The 17,191-nt window shown below is 66.2% G+C and carries 17 protein-coding genes; 3 read left to right on the forward strand and 14 right to left on the reverse strand.

Going from position 1 to position 17,191, the window contains the following annotated elements; all coding sequences use genetic code 11:
- Window positions 1-43: 43 nt before the first annotated feature.
- The 8 genes from PKKP23_RS14345 to PKKP23_RS14380 form a co-directional block, all read right to left on the reverse strand.
- A complete protein-coding gene (locus tag PKKP23_RS14345) occupies window positions 44-1,429 on the reverse strand; it encodes a replicative DNA helicase (RefSeq protein WP_017776740.1) in 1,386 nt (461 codons plus the stop codon).
- A 222-nt stretch (window positions 1,430-1,651) separates the two neighbouring features.
- Window positions 1,652-2,104: a 50S ribosomal protein L9 gene (gene rplI / locus PKKP23_RS14350; protein ID WP_017776739.1), complete on the reverse strand. Its 453-nt coding sequence runs from the start codon at window positions 2,102-2,104 to the stop codon at window positions 1,652-1,654.
- Between the two features lie 31 nt (window positions 2,105-2,135).
- Window positions 2,136-2,411 carry a 30S ribosomal protein S18 gene (gene rpsR, locus PKKP23_RS14355; protein WP_017776738.1) on the reverse strand — a complete coding sequence of 92 codons (276 nt, stop codon included), beginning with the start codon at window positions 2,409-2,411 and terminating at the stop codon, window positions 2,136-2,138.
- Between the two features lie 2 nt (window positions 2,412-2,413).
- Window positions 2,414-2,713, reverse strand: coding sequence for a primosomal replication protein N (gene priB / locus PKKP23_RS14360; protein WP_017776737.1), 300 nt, complete (start codon window positions 2,711-2,713; stop codon window positions 2,414-2,416).
- Between the two features lie 48 nt (window positions 2,714-2,761).
- Window positions 2,762-3,133: a 30S ribosomal protein S6 gene (gene rpsF / locus PKKP23_RS14365; protein ID WP_017776736.1), complete on the reverse strand. Its 372-nt coding sequence runs from the start codon at window positions 3,131-3,133 to the stop codon at window positions 2,762-2,764.
- 287 nt (window positions 3,134-3,420) lie between these two features.
- Window positions 3,421-4,557, reverse strand: a complete 1,137-nt coding sequence (locus tag PKKP23_RS14370) for an anti-sigma factor family protein (RefSeq protein ID WP_126877371.1) — start codon at window positions 4,555-4,557, stop codon at window positions 3,421-3,423.
- A complete protein-coding gene (locus PKKP23_RS14375; RefSeq protein WP_126877420.1) occupies window positions 4,547-5,248 on the reverse strand; it encodes an RNA polymerase sigma factor in 702 nt (233 codons plus the stop codon). The genes PKKP23_RS14370 and PKKP23_RS14375 overlap by 11 nt, the downstream gene beginning before the upstream one ends.
- Before the next feature lie 288 nt (window positions 5,249-5,536).
- A complete protein-coding gene (locus PKKP23_RS14380) occupies window positions 5,537-6,478 on the reverse strand; it encodes a substrate binding domain-containing protein (protein ID WP_017776732.1) in 942 nt (313 codons plus the stop codon).
- Between the two features lie 196 nt (window positions 6,479-6,674).
- Here PKKP23_RS14380 and gcl point away from each other — a divergent pair, with 196 nt between their 5' ends.
- The 3 genes from gcl (at window position 6,675) to PKKP23_RS14395 (ending at window position 10,262) form a co-directional block, all read left to right on the forward strand.
- Window positions 6,675-8,450, forward strand: a complete 1,776-nt coding sequence (gene gcl, locus PKKP23_RS14385) for a glyoxylate carboligase (protein WP_026121836.1) — start codon at window positions 6,675-6,677, stop codon at window positions 8,448-8,450.
- 45 nt (window positions 8,451-8,495) lie between these two features.
- Window positions 8,496-9,290, forward strand: a complete 795-nt coding sequence (gene hyi / locus PKKP23_RS14390) for a hydroxypyruvate isomerase (RefSeq protein ID WP_126877372.1) — start codon at window positions 8,496-8,498, stop codon at window positions 9,288-9,290.
- 63 nt (window positions 9,291-9,353) lie between these two features.
- The gene (locus PKKP23_RS14395) at window positions 9,354-10,262 is read left to right on the forward strand and encodes a 2-hydroxy-3-oxopropionate reductase (protein ID WP_126877373.1); all 909 of its coding nucleotides are present in this window, start codon (window positions 9,354-9,356) and stop codon (window positions 10,260-10,262) included.
- A 367-nt stretch (window positions 10,263-10,629) separates the two neighbouring features.
- Here PKKP23_RS14395 and PKKP23_RS14400 read toward each other — a convergent pair whose 3' ends face one another.
- The 6 genes from PKKP23_RS14400 to PKKP23_RS14425 all read right to left on the reverse strand — a co-directional run bounded on the left by PKKP23_RS14400 (window position 10,630) and on the right by PKKP23_RS14425 (window position 17,143).
- Complete coding sequence (locus tag PKKP23_RS14400) at window positions 10,630-11,658, reverse strand: asparaginase (RefSeq protein ID WP_126877374.1); 1,029 nt, start codon at window positions 11,656-11,658, stop codon at window positions 10,630-10,632.
- 162 nt (window positions 11,659-11,820) lie between these two features.
- Complete coding sequence (locus PKKP23_RS14405) at window positions 11,821-12,747, reverse strand: CysB family HTH-type transcriptional regulator (RefSeq protein ID WP_017776727.1); 927 nt, start codon at window positions 12,745-12,747, stop codon at window positions 11,821-11,823.
- 59 nt (window positions 12,748-12,806) lie between these two features.
- Window positions 12,807-13,865 (reverse strand): sulfate/molybdate ABC transporter ATP-binding protein, encoded by a 1,059-nt coding sequence (locus tag PKKP23_RS14410; protein ID WP_126877375.1) that lies wholly within the window; start codon window positions 13,863-13,865, stop codon window positions 12,807-12,809.
- Entirely contained in the window at window positions 13,866-14,903 is a 1,038-nt protein-coding gene (gene cysW, locus PKKP23_RS14415; RefSeq protein WP_176048973.1) for a sulfate ABC transporter permease subunit CysW, read from the reverse strand.
- Window positions 14,900-15,814: a sulfate ABC transporter permease subunit CysT gene (gene cysT, locus PKKP23_RS14420; protein ID WP_126877376.1), complete on the reverse strand. Its 915-nt coding sequence runs from the start codon at window positions 15,812-15,814 to the stop codon at window positions 14,900-14,902. Before cysT ends, cysW begins: the two co-directional genes overlap by 4 nt.
- A 231-nt stretch (window positions 15,815-16,045) precedes the next feature.
- Window positions 16,046-17,143, reverse strand: a complete 1,098-nt coding sequence (locus PKKP23_RS14425; RefSeq protein WP_240659003.1) for a sulfate ABC transporter substrate-binding protein — start codon at window positions 17,141-17,143, stop codon at window positions 16,046-16,048.
- Window positions 17,144-17,191: the final 48 nt, after the last annotated feature.

The following is a 17,191-nucleotide window of genomic DNA, read 5'->3' on the forward strand; positions in this document are numbered from 1 at the left end:
GCGTTCTTGCCACGGCGTGGCGCAAAAACACCCTAAAGCGGCCTCATTCCCCGCCGTAGAAATTCTGCGGGCCCGCGAAGTTGTCGAACTTGGTGAACTGACCATGGAACGTCAGGCGCACCGGGCCGATCGGACCGTTACGCTGCTTGCCGATGATGATTTCCGCGGTGCCCTTGTCCTGGCTGTCCGGGTTGTACACCTCATCGCGGTAGATGAAGAGAATCACGTCGGCGTCCTGTTCGATAGCACCCGATTCGCGCAGGTCCGACATCACCGGACGCTTGTTGGGCCGCTGCTCCAGCCCCCGATTGAGCTGCGAAAGCGCGATGACGGGCACGTCGAGTTCTTTGGCAAGGCTCTTGAGCGATCGCGAAATTTCGGAGATTTCGGTCGCGCGGTTCTCCCCCTGCGACGAACCGCTCATGAGCTGGAGATAGTCGACGATGATGAGCCCGAGCTTGCCGCATTGCCGCGACAGACGCCGCGCACGCGAGCGCAGTTCCATCGGGTTGAGGCCACCGGTTTCGTCGATGAAGATCTGCGCCTCGCTCATTTTCTGCACCGCGTGCGTGAGCTTCGGCCAGTCTTCGTCGGTGAGACGCCCGGTGCGCATGCGGTGCTGGTCGAGCCGGCCTACGGAACCGAGCATCCGCATGATGAGCTGCGTACCCGGCATTTCCATCGAGAACACGGCGACCGGCAAGCCATACTCCACCGCCACGTATTCGCCGACGTTCATCGAAAACGCGGTCTTACCCATCGAGGGTCGGCCCGCCACGATGATCAGTTCGCCGCCGTGCATGCCGGAAGTCATGCGGTCGAGGTCGACGAAGCCGGTGGGCGTGCCTGTCACATCGCTCGGATTGGCCGTGTGGTACAGCGTGTCGATGCGCTCCACCACCTGCGTGAGCAGCGGCCCGATCTCGAGAAAGCCCTGGGTGCCGCGCGCTCCGTCTTCGGCAATCGAGAACACCTTGGCTTCAGCCTCGTCGAGCAGTTGACGAACTTCCTTGCCCTGCGGATTGAAGGCGTCGGCCGAAATTTCGTCGGCCACCGACACAAGCCGGCGCAGCACCGCGCGATCGCGCACGATTTCCGCGTAGCGGCGGATGTTGGCCGCACTCGGCGTGTTCTGCGCCAGCGCGTTCAGATAGGCGAGACCGCCGACCTCGTCCGCCTTGCCCGAGGTGCCGAGCGCCTCGTACACCGTGACCACGTCGGCCGGGCGTGAGCCGGCAATGAGCCTGCCGATGTGCTCGAAGATGATCCGGTGGTCGTAGCGGTAGAAGTCGCTCTGGGAGAGAAAGTCGGCGATCCGGTCCCAGGCGCCATTGTCGAGCAGCAGACCGCCGAGCACCGACTGCTCGGCCTCGATCGAATGCGGCGGGACTTTCAGCGACTCGATTTGGGGATCTTTCGGTGCGTTCATGGTCGGCAATTATCGGCGAAATCAGAGGCGGCGGGAATCTGTGCGAGCGCCGTCCCAGCGAAGTGCGACAGCGGCGGGCAGAGCCAGGCAGCGGCCGAAGATAAACGAAAAAAAGCGGAGAAGAAAAAAGGCAGGAGCCGAATAACGGCTCCTGCCTTCGTATGCTGCGATGCTGACGACCGGTCTGCGAAGCAAAACGCCCGCGGCCGGCCGCCGCCGTCTTTAGACGTGCTCGCCGAGCACCGACACGGTGACGTCGACTACGACGTCCGTGTGCAGCGCGACTTGCACCGGGTGGTCGCCGACCATCTTCAGCGGACCTTCCGGCAGGCGAACCTGCGCCTTCTCGACTTCGAAGCCTTGCTTCTTGAGCGCCTCGGCGATATCGGCGTTCGTGACCGAGCCGAACAGACGGCCGTCCACGCCTGCCTTCTGCGCGATCTGCACGGTCAGGCCAGCCAGCTTCTCGCCTTGTGCCTGAGCGGCTGCCAGCTTTTCAGCGGCGACCTTCTCGAGTTCGGCGCGACGCACTTCGAATTCGGCGATCGCTTCCTTCGTGGCACGACGAGCCTGCTTTTGCGGGATCAGGAAGTTACGTGCGTAACCGTCCTTGACCTTAACGATGTCGCCCAGGTTACCCAGATTGACGACCTTTTCCAGAAGAATGATTTGCATTCGGATGCTCCTTGTTGCGTCGTCGTTCGGGTTAAGCCTTGTGCTGGTCGGTGTACGGCATCAGTGCGAGGAAACGCGCGCGCTTGATCGCCGTGTCGAGCTGGCGCTGGTAGTGCGCCTTGGTACCCGTGAGACGCGCCGGCGTGATCTTGCCGTTTTCGCCGATGAAGTCCTTCAGCGTTTCGATGTCCTTGTAGTCGATCTGCTCGACGCCAGCTGCCGTGAAACGGCAGAACTTCTTGCGCTTGAAGAGCGGGTTTTGTTGCTGACGACGCTTGTCGAATTTCTTGCCAGTCGGGCGGGCCATGTTCAGTCCTTTCCTGTGTACTGCAGTTCTGTGATGTGAAACACCAGGGTTCGCGCGTTGCGGCTTTTCTTCGCCAGAAAACCGGTGAAGAGCGCTTCGACGCCCATCTCGCAGCTTTCCAGCTTGCCGCTCGCTTCGCCGGCCGCAACGGCCGGCATCGTCAGCTCGATCTGCCGGGAGACCCCGGCTTCGACGACTTCGGCGTGGTGCTGCAACGTACAGCTTGCGATCGGAACGCCGGCCGGGGTGTACCGCACCGGTTCGCGTTCAACGATGGTTGCCGTGAGCTGCAGCCGGTTCACGTGGGCCGTGAGCGTGAGCGAAACGCTTCCCTGATGGCTTGTGCTCTCTTAAGCCTGCGCTTCGGAAGGCTGGGCAGCCGCCTTGCGGGCTTCTTCGCGCTGCACTTCCTTCATCATCGGCGACGGGCCGGTTTCAGCCTTCTTCATCTTGACGATGAGGTGGCGCAGCACGGCGTCGTTGAACTTGAACGCGTGTTCCAGCTCGTCCAGCGTGGGCTGGTCGCATTCGATGTTCATGCAGACGTAGTGAGCCTTCGCGAGTTTCTCGATCATGTAGGCCAGCTGGCGACGGCCCCAGTCTTCGATACGATGGACCTGGCCGCTGTGCGACGTGACCATGGACTTGTACCGCTCGATCATCGCGGGCACCTGTTCGCTCTGGTCCGGGTGCACGATAAAGACGATTTCGTAATGACGCATACACACTCCTTGTGGATAGAAGCCACCCGGGCGTCGGAACCGGTGTGGCAAGTGAGAAGCCGAAGAGTGTAACCCGAATGGCTGGGACGCGCAAGGATTGCGGTGAATCGGGCGCGAGATTCAGCCGTATTTTCAAGGACTTGAGGGGCGGACAGGGCGAGCAGGACGAGTTGTGCTCAAAAGCAGCCATGGTGATGTGATTTCAGCCGCCCCAAGCGGTCCTCTCACGGCCACTACGCGGCCCGCGGCCACCTCAGGGCCACCTCAGGGCCACCCGCGGGGCTCCCTCACGCGCCGCCGCCCAGCCGCGCAGCGAGCACCGCCTGGAAGCCGGCCAGCACGGACGATTCGGCGTCGCTCACCGCCCACCACGTCATGCCGGCCGCCTGCCAGCGGCGCACGGCATAGCCGTCCGACTGCGTCGCGAGCGGCGCGCTCTCGCCGCGCTTCGCCGCCTCGGACGTGGGCAGCACGTAGACGTCGATTACATGCTTGCGGTAGCGGTAGATCAACACTGCGACACGCCGATGCCCCACGTAGTCGAGCCGTCCGCCCGTGAGCGCGAAACCGCTGGCCGCAAGATCTTCCACCGGCGGGGCATAGTCGAGCCGCCCGTTGAACCAGGGTTTGACGGTGTGCTGGTCCGTGGAGACCACGTCGATGTCCCGTCCGGAAAGCTCCGCCCGCACGTGGCTCGCGACGAGTTCGTTCACGAAAAGGCCGCTCTCGGTCGGCCGGCGGACCAGCAGCACCGTCGTCGCGACCGCGGCCACGAGCAGGAGGCCCACGCCGGCGAGCAGGCTCCCGCGCGACACAGCGGCCGCGGCCCCGGCGCTCGACCAGCCCGCCGCGCCTGCTCCGGCGGCCAGACCTCCCCGTCCGGCTCGTGCGCCCGCGGCGTCGGAGGGTCGGAATACCTCAGCGAGCCATGACAATGGGCCGCGCGAAGGCGGGCGAGCGCGTGCGCCATTGCCGGCTCCGCCCATGATGGCAGCGCCCACGCCGCTGCCATCATGGCTGGCGCCGTTGCTTGTGCCGCCACCGACGCCCGCGTCCCCGTAGCCCGCTTCGCCGCCCACCCTCGCACCGTCGTCCTCATGCCCGCCCGATGCGGGCCGTCCGTCGCGCTCGACACGCCGTTCGCGCTGCTCGTCCGCTCCCGCCACGGCGGCAGGCATGGGGACGCGTGTCTGCGCGTGAGCCTCCCCCGGCAGCATCGCGACGATTCGCGCCCTCAGCGCCTCGGGCGCCCGGTAATAGTGCCCTCCACGCCTCACCGTACTGGCCAGCGCCGCGAGCGCATCGCGTGCTTCACGGCACGCCGCACAGCCATCGACGTGTTGCTGCACACGCAGCGCTTCGAGCGCCGGCAGTTCACGATCGAGATCCGCATCGAGCAGCGGACGCACTTCCTTACATTCCATCGAAGGCCTCCGATGCGGTGTTGTCTGGATGGGCCCGCCGCGCGGCGTCGCCGCCCGGACGGGCGGGCTTCGCTGCAAGGCCGCCTGCCTGCGGCGCTTGCTTCCCCTGCGGCGGCCGTCCCGGCGCGCCGCTGAGCAGCGCGGCGAGCTTGCGCCGGGCGCGGGCAAGGCGCGACATCACGGTGCCGACCGGCAGATCGGCAATCGCCGCGATCTCGCGGTAACTCAGATCCTCCATTTCGCGCAGCACCAGCACCTCGCGAAATTCGGGCGGCAACTGTTCGAGGGCCGCGTGCACGCGCCGGGCGTCTTCCTCGCGAATTAGCAACGCCTCGGGATCGAGACCACCCACGCTCCAGCCGTCGAGGGCGATCTCGCCGTCGTTACCGTCGTTGTCGTCGAAGGGCGCGACTTCGTGCGTGTTGGCGCGGCGCCGCCACTCGGTGTACCAGGTGCGGCGCACGATGGTGAGCAGCCACGGCCGCGCGCTGTCGCCATGAAAGGTGTCGAAGAAGCGGAACGCGCGCACGCAGGCTTCCTGGACGACGTCTTCGGCATCGCTCGGATTGCCGCAGAGCCAGCGCGCAAGGTTGTAGGCCGCATCCAGATGCGGCAGCGCGAGCTGCTGAAAGCGCAAGCTGCGTGCGGCGGCCTGGGCGCCAGAGCAGGCGTCGTCCGGCGAGCGGTCCATACGGTGCGACGCGGTCGGCTCAGCCTCGCCATATGCCGCGCCGGTATCACCCGCACTACCGCCCGCACTACCGCCAGCACTACCGCCAGCGCCGTCACCGCCGACGTCTGCGCCGCGCGCTGCCTCGCCCGCCGTGCCGTGCACGTCGCCGCCTTGCCTGTCCTCGTCCAAGGTTTGCGCCACCCCGGCCCTCCGGTCGTTCATCGTTTCGCCGTCCGTGCGCGGCCCACGGCGCCAGCCTCACCCCGTCGCCGCTGATCCGCACCACGCTTCACCCGGCAATACCGGTCACACCGCGAGTTTATTCCCGGGTCCGGCGGCTGCGGTCCCCCGCCAATACCCTGGCTGGGCGTAAACGTCCTTCAGGTAATCGATGAAATAGCGCACCCGGGCAGGCACGTAACGCTGCTGCGGGTACACCGCGAGGATGTCGTAGTCGGGCAGCGCGAACTCGTCGAGCACGGTCTCCAGCTGACCGCTTGCGAGCTGTTCCTCGACTTCCCAGGTGGACCGCCAGCCGAGGCCAAGCCCCTCGGACACCCAGCGATGCAGCAGCTCCCCGTCGTTGCAGTCGAGCGTGCCGCCCACCCGCACGGTGACGAGCTTGCCATTGCGGCGGAAATACCAGCCGCGGTTCTGGCCGCCCTGCAGGTTGAACGCGAGGCAGTTGTGGCGCGGCAGGTCTTCGAGCGTCTTCGGCCGGCCGTGGCGGCTGAAGTATCCCGGCGTGCCGCAAACCACGCGCCGGTTCGACGCCAGCTTCACGGCAACGAAATTCGGATCCACCGCCCCGCCGATGCGAATCGAGAGGTCGTAGCCCTCGCGCACGAGGTCCACCACGCGGTCGGTCAGGTTGAAGGAAATCTGCAGCCCGGGCTTGTCGGCGAGAAACGCCGGCGCGAGCGGCGCCACATGCTTGCGCCCGAAAGCCGCGGGCGCCGAGACGATCAGATGGCCGTTCACCGCGCGCCGGCCGGCCGCCAGTTCGTTTTCCGCCTGCTCCCATTCGGCGAGCAACCCGCGGCAGCGTTCGAGGAACGCGGCGCCCTCCTCGCTCACCACGAGCCGCCGCGTGGAGCGATACATCAGCTTCACGCCGAGGCGCTTTTCGAGCGCGTCGATACGCCGCCCGAGGATCACCGGCGACACGCCTTCCTCGAGCGCCGCTGCCGCAAGGCTCCCGGCCTCGGCCACGCGCACGAACGTCTCGATCTGCTTGAAGCGGTCCATGTTCGTCTCCTGAGCGGCGGCCAGCTCGACCAGCCGCCGCCATTCGATACTTTTTGTTTCGTATTAAACGACCGGCACTGATCTTATCAAACCTTTGATGCACCCCTAAAGTGACTCTCGACAGGCGCTTCCCGTGATCCATCGCGCGATTCGCGCCCTCCGCTTTCGCAGATCTTGAGAACTCCAGGAGACACGCATGACTAGGATGAGAGCCATCGACGCCGCCGTTCTGGTGCTCGAAAAGGAAGGGATCGACACTGCGTTCGGCGTGCCCGGCGCCGCCATCAACCCGCTCTACTCCGCGATGAAGAAGGCGGGCGGCATCAGCCACGTGCTCGCGCGCCATGTGGAAGGCGCTTCCCACATGGCCGAGGGCTACACGCGCGCGGCGCCCGGCAACATCGGCGTGTGCATCGGCACGTCGGGGCCCGCGGGCACGGACATGATCACGGGCCTCTATTCGGCCTCGGCGGATTCGATTCCGATTCTCGCCATCACGGGCCAGGCGCCGCGCGCGCGGCTCTACAAGGAAGACTTCCAGGCCGTCGACATCGAATCCATCGCCAAGCCCGTCACCAAATGGGCGGTTACGGTGCGCGAACCGGCGCTCGTGCCGCGCGTGTTCCAGCAGGCTTTTCACCTGATGCGCTCAGGCCGCCCCGGCCCGGTGCTGGTCGACCTGCCGATCGACGTGCAACTGGCCGAAATCGAGTTCGACATCGACACCTACGAACCGCTGCCCGTCTACAAGCCGCGTGCGACGCGCCATCAGATCGAAGCCGCGCTCACGATGCTCAACGACGCCGAGCGTCCGCTGATCGTCTCGGGCGGCGGCGTCATCAACGCGGCCGCCGAAGACCTGCTCGTCGCGTTCGCCGAAACGCTGGGCGTACCGGTGATCCCCACGCTGATGTCGTGGGGCGCGATTCCCGACGACCATCCGCTCATGGCCGGCATGGTCGGTCTGCAGACCTCGCACCGCTACGGCAACGCGACGCTGCTCGCCTCGGACTTCGTGCTCGGCATCGGCAACCGTTGGGCGAACCGCCACACCGGCAGCGTCGAGGTCTATACGAAGGGCCGCAAATTCGTGCACGTCGATATCGAACCCACGCAGATTGGCCGCGTGTTCGGGCCGGACCTCGGCATCGTGTCGGACGCGTTGGCCGCACTCGAACTCTTCGTCGACGTGGCGAAAGAATGGAAGGCGGCGGGCAAGCTCAAGGACCGCAGCGCCTGGGCCGCCGAATGTCTCGAACGCAAGCGCACGCTGCTGCGTCGCACGCATTTCGAGAACACGCCGGTGAAGCCGCAGCGCGTCTACGAGGAAATGAACCGCGTGTTCGGCCGCGACACCTGCTACGTGAGCACGATCGGCCTCTCGCAGATTGCGGCCGCGCAATTCCTGCACGTCTTCAAGGCACGCAACTGGATCAATTGCGGCCAGGCCGGCCCGCTCGGCTGGACGATTCCCGCCGCGCTCGGCGTGCGCGCGGCAGACCCGGCCCGGCCCATCGTCGCGCTTTCCGGCGACTACGACTTCCAGTTCCTGATCGAAGAACTCGCGGTGGGCGCGCAGTTCAAGCTGCCGTACGTGCACGTCGTGGTGAACAACTCGTATCTGGGCCTGATTCGCCAGGCGCAGCGCGCGTTCGACATGGACTACTGCGTGCAGCTCGGCTTCGAGAACATCAACGCACCCGAGATGAACGGCTACGGCGTGGATCACGTTGCCGTCGCCGAAGGGCTCGGCTGCAAGGCGCTGCGCGTCTTCAAGCCCGAAGACATCGCGCCGGCCCTGCGTCGTGCGCAGTCGATGCTCGGCGAGTTCAACGTGCCCGTGATCGTCGAGGTGATGCTGGAGCGCGTGACGAACATCTCGATGGGTACCGAAATCGATGCGATCAACGAGTTCGAAGCGCTTGCCGAAAAGCCCGAAGACGCGCCGACGTCGATCGGCGTGTTGTCCTGATCCGCTTTCCTCCTGCTTTCTGACCGACCACTGGACCCACGCACCATGCCCAAATTCGCAGCCAATCTCACGATGCTGTTCAATGAAGTGCCGTTCCTCGACCGTTTTGCCGCGGCCGCGCAAGCGGGCTTCGATGCCGTCGAATTCCTGTTCCCTTACCCGTACAGCGCGGCCGAGCTCGCCGCGCGGCTCGAGCAGCACGGCCTGCGTCTCGTGCTGCACAACCTGCCGGCCGGCAACTGGGAAGCCGGCGAGCGCGGCATCGCGTGCCTGCCGCATCGCGTCGCCGAGTTCCAGGAAGGCGTGGGCCGCGCGATCGAATACGCAAAGGCGTTGCGCGTGCCGCAGCTGAACTGCCTCGTGGGCATTCCGACGCCCGACGTGGATCGCGACACCGCGCGGGCAACGATCGTCGAAAACCTGCGCTACGCCGCGGGCGAACTCAAGAAGGCGGGCATCAAGCTGCTGGTGGAACCGTGCAACAGCTACGACATTCCGGGCTTCGCGCTCAATCGTTCGGCCGAAGCGCTCGACGTGATTCGCGCAGTCGGCTCGGACAACCTGTTTCTGCAGTACGACATCTATCACATGCAGCGCATGGAAGGCGAACTCGCCGCGACCATCACGAAACACCTGCCGCAGATCGCGCACATTCAGCTAGCCGATAACCCCGGTCGCCACGAGCCGGGCACGGGCGAGATCCATTACCCGTTCCTGTTCGACCTGCTCGATTCGCTCGGCTACACCGGCTATGTGGGCTGCGAGTACAAGCCGCGCACCACCACGGTGGAAGGGCTCGGCTGGCTGCAGCGCGCCGGTCAAACGCGCGTGGCCGCCTGAGGCGGCCTTCGCACACACCTCAACGAACCCATACCGACATTCATTCATCGGAGAACGACACACATGGCAAAGATCGGATTCATCGGACTCGGCATCATGGGCGCGCACATGGCACGCAATCTCATCAAGGGCGGACACACGCTGTTCGTGAACGGTGCTTACCCCGTGCCCGACGATCTGCGCGCGAAAACGACCGTGGTTGAAAACTCGACCGCCGTCGCGCAAGCCGCGGACATCGTGATTGCCATGGTGCCCGACACGCCGGACGTGGCGAACGTGCTCTTCGCCGACGACGGCGTCGCGAAGGGTCTTACGGCCGGCAAGCTCGTGATCGACATGAGCTCGATTTCGCCGCTCGAAACGCAGGCCTTCGCGAAGCGCATCAACGCGCTGGGCTGCGACTATCTCGATGCCCCGGTGTCAGGCGGCGAGATCGGCGCACGCGAGGCGACGCTCACGATCATGGTGGGCGGCCCGCAAAAAGCCTTCGATCAGGCAAAGCCGCTCTTCGACCTGATGGGTAAGAACGTCTCGCTCATCGGCGACAACGGCGCGGGGCAAACCTGCAAGGTGGCCAACCAGATCATCGTGGCGCTCAACATCGAGGCCGTGGCCGAAGCGCTATTGTTCGCGGCGCGCTCGGGCGCAGACCCTGAGCGCGTGCGTCGTGCGCTGATGGGCGGCTTTGCGTCGTCGCGCATTCTCGAAGTGCATGGCGAGCGCATGACGAAGCGCACCTTCAACCCGGGCTTTCGCATCGAACTGCACCAGAAGGATCTGAACCTCGCGCTCGACGGCGCGCGCAAGCTCGGCATCGCGCTGCCGCACACCGCGAGCGCGCAGCAGCTTTTCAGCGTGTGCGCCGCGAACGGCGGCAAGGGCTGGGACCATTCGGCGATGGTGCGCGCGCTCGAAATCATGGCCAACTTCGAGGTCGCGCAAGCGCCCGATGAGCAAGCCAAGGCCGCCTGAGCAAGGCTGCATGTGTTGCGCGGGCGGCGGCGTCTCGTACGTCGCCCGTCCATCGACAGACAACCGTCGCCTCAAGCGGCCGCGGTTGCAGGTGGGGCGCTCCGGCTCGTGCACGGAAGTGCGCGGGAAGGAGCCATCGGGGCCGCCCTGGGCTGAGGGCGGCCAGTGGGGTCCGCAGCGGCGCCCGGCGAAGGCGGGGAAGCCTTGGTCGGTCAGACGTCGTCGCCGGGTGTCCGGCTGTCGGATTCTTGTCGTATCGAAGTGAAGAAACGAAGCCGCCCGCCGGCGCGGATACCGTCAACGCCCGGGTGATCAAGCGGCAATCAAGCGGTAATCGGGCGGTAATCGGGCCGCAATCGGGCGGCAATCAGTACGTATCGAACACGCGCTGTAGCGCCGCGCTGTCAGTCGCGCCCGAGGCAAGCGCCAGCATCAGCAGTACGCGCGCCTTGTAGGGATTGAGCGTGCCTGCGCTCACGAAACCCATTGCGTCGTCGGGCGCGGCGCCGTTGCGCATGACGTGCCCGGAGCCCACGCGCGACGAACGCACCACGGCCACGCCGCGCGCCGCCGCTTCGGCTAACGCCTGCTGCAAGGTGGCGTGGATCGAGCCATTGCCCGTTCCCGCCACGACAAGGCCGCGCACGCCCGCGGCAACCAGTGCGTCGACGGCCAGGCGCGAGACGCCTGCATAGCTCGCCAGGATTTCCACCTGCGGCCACGGCGCGCCGACGGCAAACGGCGTCGCTGTCGTATGCGCGCGCACCACGCTGCGCTGGAACTCCACACGCCCGTCCTGCACCCAGCCGAGCGCGCCGATCTCGGGCGACTGGAACGCGTCCACGGCGTAGGTGCTCGTCTTCACCACGTCGCGCGCGCTGTGAATGCGGTTGTTGAAGGCGAGCAGCACGCCCTGCCCGCACGCCTTCTCGCTCGCCGCCACGGTCACGGCGTTGAGCAGATTCAGCGGACCGTCGGCCGACAACGCGGACGACGGACGCATCGCAGCGGTCAGCACCACGGGCTTCGCACTCTTCACGGTGAGATGCAGCAGGTAGGCCGTTTCTTCGAGCGTATCGGTGCCGTGCGTGATCACGATGCCGTCCACGTCGGCGCCGGCAAGGAGCGCGTTCACGCGTTCGGCGAGCGTGGTCCAGAGCGCGGGCGCCATGTCTTTGCTGTCGATGCTCGCGAGCTGTTCGGCCTGAATGCGCGCCACCGACGAGAGCGCCGGCACCGCCGCCAGCAATTGATCGACGCCGACCACGCCGGCCTGATAGCCCGCGGTATTGGCCGCGTCCGGCGCGGCCCCGGCGATGGTGCCGCCCGTGGCGAGCACCGCGATGCGCGGCAGCGCGCGAGCGGCCGCGGATGGGGAAGTGAGAGATGTATTCATGGCCGCGATTGTAAGCGAACGCGAGCGGGCGATTCGCGGCCATAGGCGGCGCAGCGGTGCAGCAACCGAGTCACTGCAACCGCCTCGCGCGTAACACCAGGCGCGCCAGGTGCGGCAGGCGAACCGCGCCGCCGCCATTGCACGCCCGTCAATCCGCCCGCATCAGCCCGCCTCGCGCAACTGGCTCGCGATCTGCGCTTCGGTCAGATGCGGCGCGAACATCTCGATAAGCCGGTACGCGTACTGGCGCAAGAACGCGCCCTTGCGCAGGCCCACGCGCGTCGTGCTCGCCTCGAACAGGTGCTCGCTGTCGAGCGCAACGAGCCCGGTATCGCGCTTCGGGTCGTACGCCATCGCCGCCACCACGCCGATCCCCATGCCAAGCTCGACGTAGGTCTTGATCACGTCGGCGTCGATGGCGGTGAGCACCACGTCGGGCAGCGCACCCGCCTTCGCGAAGGCCTGGTCGATGTGCGAGCGGCCCGTGAAGTCCTGGTCGTAGGTGATGATCGGATACTCCGCCACCTCTTCGAGCGAGAGGTTCGGCCGGCCCACGAGCGGGTGATCCTTCGGCACCACGACGACGTGATGCCACGAGTAGCACGGGAACGTCACGATGTCGGGAAAGCGGTCCAACGCCTCGGTGGAAATGCCGAGATCCGCCTCGCCGCTGATGATCATCTGCGCGATCTGCTGCGGACTGCCCTGGCGCAGCGCGAGATGCACCTTAGGGAACACTTCGCGGAAGCGATGCACGACCTTCGGCAGCGCATAGCGAGCCTGTGTGTGCGTGGTGGCGACAACCAGGTGGCCGCTGTCCTGGTCCGCGAACTGCCGTGCAACGCGGCGCAGGTTCTCGGCGTCGAGCAGCATCCGCTCGATCAGCTGGTGCACCGCCTTGCCGGGCTCCGTGAGGCCCGTGAGCCGCTTGCCGCGGCGAATGAAGATGTCCACGCCGAGTTCGTCTTCCAGATCCTTGATCTGCTTCGAGACGCCCGACTGCGAGGTGTACAGCACATTGGCCACCTCGGTGAGATTCATGTTCTGGCGTACGGCCTCGCGCACGAAGCGCAATTGCTGAAAATTCATCTGTGTCTCCGGTTCTGCCAGAGTGAAATAGTAATGGGTTCGGACGGACCCGGACCGGCTCAAACAGCCGGAAACACGCGCAACGCGCGCGGCACGACGGTCGCGCCGTCGCCCACGGCAAGGCGCAGCTCGCGCCACGTTTCGCGGTCGAGTTCGGCTTCGAGCACGCTGCCTTCGCGTGCGGCGAGTTCCACCCGCACCGATCCGCCGAGCGGCACGACGCGCCTCACATCCACGACGATGCCGTCGGCGCGCGCGGCCCCTTGCGGATAAAGCACGAGATCGTGCGGACGTACGTACGCATACGCGGGCCCTTCGAACGCGGCGTCGATGCCGATCGGCTGCACCGCCCCTTCCGCCACGAAACCGCCGCCGTCCACGCTGCCGCGCAGCCGGTTCGCCGCGCCCAGGAACTCGTAGACGAACGGCGTGCGCGGATGGTCGTACACCTCCTGCGGGCTGCCCACCTGCTCAACACGGCCGTGATTGAGCACGACGATGCGGTCCGCCACTTCGAGCGCCTCCTCCTGGTCGTGCGTGACGAAGAGCGTCGAGATGTGCAGATCGTCGTGCAGCCGCCGCAGCCAGCTGCGCAGCTCCTTGCGCACTTTCGCATCGAGCGCGCCGAACGGCTCGTCGAGCAGCAGCACCTTGGGCTCCACCGCAAGCGCCCGCGCCAGCGCGATGCGCTGCCGCTGACCGCCCGACAGCTCCGACGGATAGCGCTGCGCCAGCCAGTCTAGCTGCACGAGCTTCAGCAGTTCGTGCACTTTCTCGCGGATCACGGCTTCCGCAGGTCGTTCCTTGCGCGGCTTCACGCGCAGACCGAACGCGACGTTCTCGAACACCGTCATGTGCCGAAAGAGCGCGTAGTGCTGAAACACGAAGCCGACTTGCCGCTCGCGCGCGCCCACAGCCGCCACGTCCTGGCCTTGCAACACGACTTGCCCCGCGTCGGCGAATTCGAGGCCGGCAATCACGCGCAGCAACGTCGTCTTGCCGCAACCGGAGGGCCCGAGCAGCGCGACGAGTTCGCCGGGCGGAAAGTCGAGGGAGACGTTGTCGAGCGCGGTGAAGTCGCCGAAACGCTTTTGCAGGTTGCGAACGATGATGCCCATTTACTGCTCTCCATGATGAACCGGGCGCGCAAGCGCCACGCGCGGCGCGGCTGCGGTTTCTTTCGACGCGGCTCCGATGGTGCCCGCGAGCGCAGCGGCGCCGGCATGCACCGCGCCGCGCGCCGTCTCCTGCTCGGCCGACATGTGCCGCTCCGCAAGCAGCTTGAGGCCGAGCGTGACAAGCGCGAGCAACGCCAGCAGCGAAGCCACTGCGAACGCCGCCGCGAAGTTGTACTCGTTGTAGAGAATTTCCACGTGCAGCGGCATGGTGTCGGTCTGTCCGCGAATGTGTCCCGACACCACGGAGACGGCGCCGAACTCGCCCATCGCCCGCGCGTTGCACAGAATCACGCCATACAGCAGCCCCCAGCGGATGTTCGGCAGCGTGACGCGGCGAAAGATCTGCCAGCCCGAGGCACCCAGCACGTGCGCGGCTTCTTCCTCGTCGTTGCCTTGCGCCTGCATGAGCGGAATCAGCTCGCGCGCCACGAACGGGAACGTCACGAAGATCGTGGCGAGCACGATGCCCGGCACCGCGAAAATGATCTGCACGTCGTGGGCTTGCAGCCACGGACCGAACCAGCCTTGCGCGCCGAACATCAGCACGTAGATGAGCCCGGAAATGACGGGCGAAACCGAGAACGGCAGGTCGATCAGCGTAGTGAGCAGCGCCTTGCCCTTGAATTCGAATTTCGCGATGGCCCACGACGCCGCCAGTCCGAACGCGAGATTGAGCGGCACTGCGATGACGGCCGTGGTGAGCGTGAGGCGGATGGCGGCAAGCGCGTCCGGGTCGGCGAGCGATTCGAAGTAGACACCTACGCCCTTGCGCAGCGCCTCGTAGAAAACCGCCGCGAGCGGCACGGCGAGAAAGAGCGCGAGAAAAGCGAGCGCGACTGCGGTGAGGGTCCAGCGCACGACGCGCGATTCGGTGACGGGGTCTGGCCGACGCGCGCCCACGCCGGTCGTGCCGCCCACCTCGGTTGCGGCGCCGCCGGCGGCGCTCACGGCGGACGCCGCTCTACGGTTGCCGCTCATTGCGCACCTCCCGTCGCGTGCGATGCAGTGCCCAGCGCCGGTATCGCGCCCGGCCCCGCCGATGCAGCCGACGCACTGCGACTCGTGCGCCGCTGCAGATACCACTGCAGCGAATTGATGAGCAGCAGCATGAGGAACGACACCACGAGCATCACGACCGCGAGCGCCGTCGCGCCGGCATAGTCGTACTGCTCGAGCTTGGTGATGATGAGCAGCGACGTGATCTCGGACTTCATCGGCACGTTGCCCGCAATGAAAATCACCGAGCCGTACTCGCCGAGCGCGCGTGCGAACGCAAGCGCAAAGCCCGTCAACAGCGCGGGGAGCACTGCGGGCAACACCACGCGCCGGAAGGTGAGCCAGCGAGAGGCGCCGAGGCACGCCGCCGCTTCCTCCTGCTCGCGCTCGAAGTCTTCGAGCACCGGCTGCACGGTGCGCACGACGAACGGCAGCCCGATGAACGTGAGCGCGACCAGCACGCCGAGCGGCGTGAACGCGATCTTGATGCCGAGCGGCGCGAGGAACTGGCCGATCCAGCCATTGCCCGCGTAAATGGCGGCAAGCGAAATGCCCGCCACCGAGGTGGGCAGCGCAAACGGCAGATCGACCACCGCATCGACGACGCGCTTCGCCGGGAACGTGTAGCGCACGAGCACCCATGCGACGAGAAACCCGAACACGGCGTTGATCATGGCCCCGCCCAACGCGGCGAAGAATGTGAGCCGGTACGAGGCGAGCACACGCGGCGAGGTGACCGCGCGCACGAACTGCGCCCAGTCGAGCGTGGCCGTCTTGAGAAACGTGGCGGCGAGCGGGATCAGCACCACGAGGCTCAGATACGCCACCGTAATACCGAGCGTCACGCCAAAACCGGGCAACGCCGCCGGTTTGCGGAAGGTGAACGTCGTCATGCCAATGCTCTGTCAGGGTTGCTTCAGGGTTACATCGACGTCCGGTCATGCAGCCGACGAGGCCGGCCGCGCACGCGGACGATGATGCCCGCGCCCTGCTGCCGTTCCCGTCGCTGCGATCTGCCGGTCGCTTTTATCGTGATACGCGTTGGTGATGCCGCGGGACTGCTCTTCGGCGCCGCGCTGCTGTGCTGCTGTGTTGCTCCAGCCGTGCTGCTCCAGCCACCGCCGTTACTGGGGCTGATAGATCGAATCGAATACGCCGCCATCGGCAAAGTGCGTCTTCTGCGCGTTCGTCCAGCCGCCGAAGGTGTCGTCCACGGTATAGAGCTTCAACTTCGGAAACTTCTGCGTGAGTTCGGCGGGCACCTTCGTCGAACGCGGTCGGTAGAAGTTGCGCGCCGCAATCTCCTGACCCTCTTCGCTATAGAGGAAGTTCAGGTAGGCCTCTGCGACCTTGCGCGTACCGTGCCGATCCACGACCTTGTCCACCACCGCGACGGGCGGCTCGGCGAGGATGCTCACCGAAGGCACCACGATCTCGAACTTCTCCGGGCCGAATTCCTTGAGCGACAGAAATGCTTCGTTTTCCCAGGCGATCAGCACGTCGCCGATGCCGCGCTGCACGAAGCTCGTCGTCGCGCCGCGGGCGCCGGAATCGAGCACGCCTGCGTTGTGATACAGCTTCGCGATGAAGTCCTTCGCCTTCTGCTCGTTGCCGCCCGGCTGGTGCAGCGCGTAGGCCCAGGCCGCCAGATAGTTCCAGCGCGCCCCGCCCGAGGTCTTCGGGTTCGGCGTGACGATCGACACGCCCGGCTTCACGAGATCGTCCCAGTCCTTGATGTGCTTCGGATTGCCCTTGCGCACGAGGAACACGATGGTCGAGGTGTACGGCGAGGCGTTGTCGGGCAGGCGCTTCTGCCAGCCCTTGTCGATGAACCCCTTGTTCGCAATGGCGTCGATGTCGTAGGCGAGCGCGAGAGTCACGACGTCGGCCTGAAGCCCGTCGATCACCGAACGCGCCTGTGCACCCGACCCACCGTGCGACTGCCTGAAGGTCACCGTCTCGCCGGTCTTCGCCTTCCACTCCTTCGCGAACGCCTGATTGACGTCCTGGTACAACTCGCGCGTGGGGTCGTAGGAGACGTTGAGCAGCGTGGTGTCCGCGTGCGCCGTCGTGACGGCACCCGGCGCGCCCAGCGCTGCGGCAAGTCCGAGGCCGAGTGCGGCGATCCAGTGTTTTGCCTGGCGCTTTGCCGCCTGCGCCGCCTGTGCCGCCGCCGGCCCGGAACCGCTTGCCCTGGCGAACCCCGTTGTGTGGTTTTGCATCTGCCTGCTCCGTTTTGTGTCGTGTTGGCTTTGCGCTTGTGCCTTGCG

The organism is Paraburkholderia kururiensis JCM 10599 = LMG 19447 (assembly GCF_003986935.1).
Taxonomy (GTDB): Bacteria; Pseudomonadota; Gammaproteobacteria; order Burkholderiales; family Burkholderiaceae; genus Paraburkholderia; species Paraburkholderia kururiensis.